General features: G+C 70.1%; 3 protein-coding genes. 2 read left to right on the top strand and 1 reads right to left on the bottom strand.

All coding sequences use genetic code 11. The annotated features are described in order from the left end of the window. The coding region (locus H926_RS28795; RefSeq protein ID WP_082209231.1) for a M23 family metallopeptidase at positions 1 to 700 on the top strand (700 nt) is incomplete at its 5' end. Next, on the top strand, positions 690 to 1,085 hold the full coding sequence (locus H926_RS28800) for a polymer-forming cytoskeletal protein (protein ID WP_022677614.1): 396 nt from the start codon (positions 690 to 692) through the stop codon (positions 1,083 to 1,085). The genes H926_RS28795 and H926_RS28800, both read left to right, overlap by 11 nt. Before the next feature lie 30 nt (positions 1,086 to 1,115). Here the strand turns inward: H926_RS28800 and H926_RS28805 are convergent. After that, a partial coding sequence (locus H926_RS28805; RefSeq protein WP_237741095.1) for a serine hydrolase occupies positions 1,116 to 1,903 on the bottom strand: 788 nt, incomplete at its 5' end.

The raw sequence follows: 1,903 nt of genomic DNA on the forward strand, positions 1-1,903 counted from the left end.
GATGGCAGCCGGCATCGATCGCCTGGCGATGCGCCAGGCGGCCTTCGTGGCCAGGCTCACGCAGTATGCCGATGCGCGCGCGATGCAGGCCGAAACGGCGATCCGCCGGGTCGGCCTCAATCCCGCGCAAGTGGCGCCGCTGCGCGGAACAGCGGCTAGCCGGCGCGCCATGGGTGGTCCGCTGATCGCGCTGGGCGGCAACGATCCCGCGCTGGCGCGCCTGGGGCAGAGCATGGCGCGGCTTACCGCGCTGGAACAGGGCCTGGCCCGCCTGCCGCATGCCCTGCCGGCCAGCGCCGATTTCATTTCCAGCGGCTTTGGCTATCGCGCCGATCCGTTCACCGGCGGTGGCGCGTTCCACCCCGGCCTCGATTTCAAGGGCCCGATCGGCGCGCCGATCTTTGCCGCCGCGCAAGGCGTGGTCAGCTTTGCCGGGGTGCGCTCTGGCTATGGCAATTGCGTGGAAGTGGATCATGGCCACGGCCTGGTCACCCGCTATGCCCATATGTCGCGGATCGAGGCACGGCCCGGCGAGCGCGTGGCGCCCGGCGTGGAAATCGGCCGGATCGGCAGCACCGGCCGCTCCACCGGCCCGCACCTGCATTTCGAAGTGCGGATCAACGATCGCCCGGTCGATCCGCGCCCGTTCCTGGAGACCCTGCCCGATGTTTTCAAAGAAGCTGGCCACGGTGGGCACTGAACGCGCTGCACCGCGTGGTGCAGCTACGTTTTCCGTGCTGGGTGCAGACGTGGCGGTGCGGGGCGATATCACCGCAGCGGCCGATCTGCATGTGGAAGGCCGCGTCGATGGCGATGTGGCCTGCGCCGCGCTGGTCCAGGGTGAAAGCAGCGTGATCACCGGCGCGATCACCGCCCGCAGCGCGCGCCTTGCTGGCACGGTCAACGGTGCGGTCACCGTGGCCGACCTGGTCGTGGGCAAGACCGCGCGCATCCTGGGCGATGTGACCTATGACACCCCGACCATCGAGCAGGGCGCCCAGGTGCAAGGGCGCTTCACTCCGCGCGGCGCCAATGCCGCCGCGGCTGTGCCAGACAGCCTGATCGCGATCAGCACCAGGGTCTGACGCGCGCCAATTGGTGGGCCTCGGCGGGCGTTAGCGGAACAGGGCGACGATATCGCCCAGCTTGCCCATCAGCGCGGCATCGCCGTCGCGTGGCGTGGCGCCCAGCCGCACCACCACCAGCTTGCGCGCGGGTGACACCAGCACCGCCTGGCCGCCATCGCCCAGCGCGGCCATCATGTCGCGCGGGCCACGCGCGGTAAACAGGCGCGGCTCGCTGTCGGTGGGCGTGCGGTTGAGCCAGACCCCAGCACCATACTGTTTTTCGCGGGGCGAGGGGCTGGCCATGAATTCGATCCATTGCCGGGGCACCAGTTGCGCCCCATGCACTGCGCCACGGTTGCGCAGGAACTCGCCAAAGCGGGCGAAATCGCGCGCCGTGGCATCGATCATCGCGCCACCGTTCATCGTGCCATGCGCGTCATACGAAGGCACGATGCCGCGCATCTGGACCGGTTCGAACAGGCGGGTGCGCAGGTAATCGGCCACGGCGCGGCGCCGGGCATCGGCGTCTCCACCAGGGGCCAGCACCCGCGCCGCCAGGTCAGCCAGGATGATCCCGCTGGCGGCATCGTCCTGGAACCGGGCGCCTGGCTCTGCGGCCAGGGGCTGATCTTCGGCCGCGCCGGCCATATCGTCGCGCCCGGCGCCAAACAGCATGCGCGCCTCGTCACCCGGTTCCTCGCGCAGGCCCGATCGCATCTGCAACAGGTGGCGCAGGGTGATTTCGCCGCGTGGATCGCCCGGCCGCTGCCACGCCGGAACGGGCGCCGTCTCATTGAGGCGCAGCCGCCCGTCGGATACCAGCATGCCGACCATCA

This window comes from Novosphingobium sp. B-7, from assembly GCF_000410615.1.
Lineage (GTDB): Bacteria > Pseudomonadota > Alphaproteobacteria > Sphingomonadales > Sphingomonadaceae > Novosphingobium > Novosphingobium capsulatum.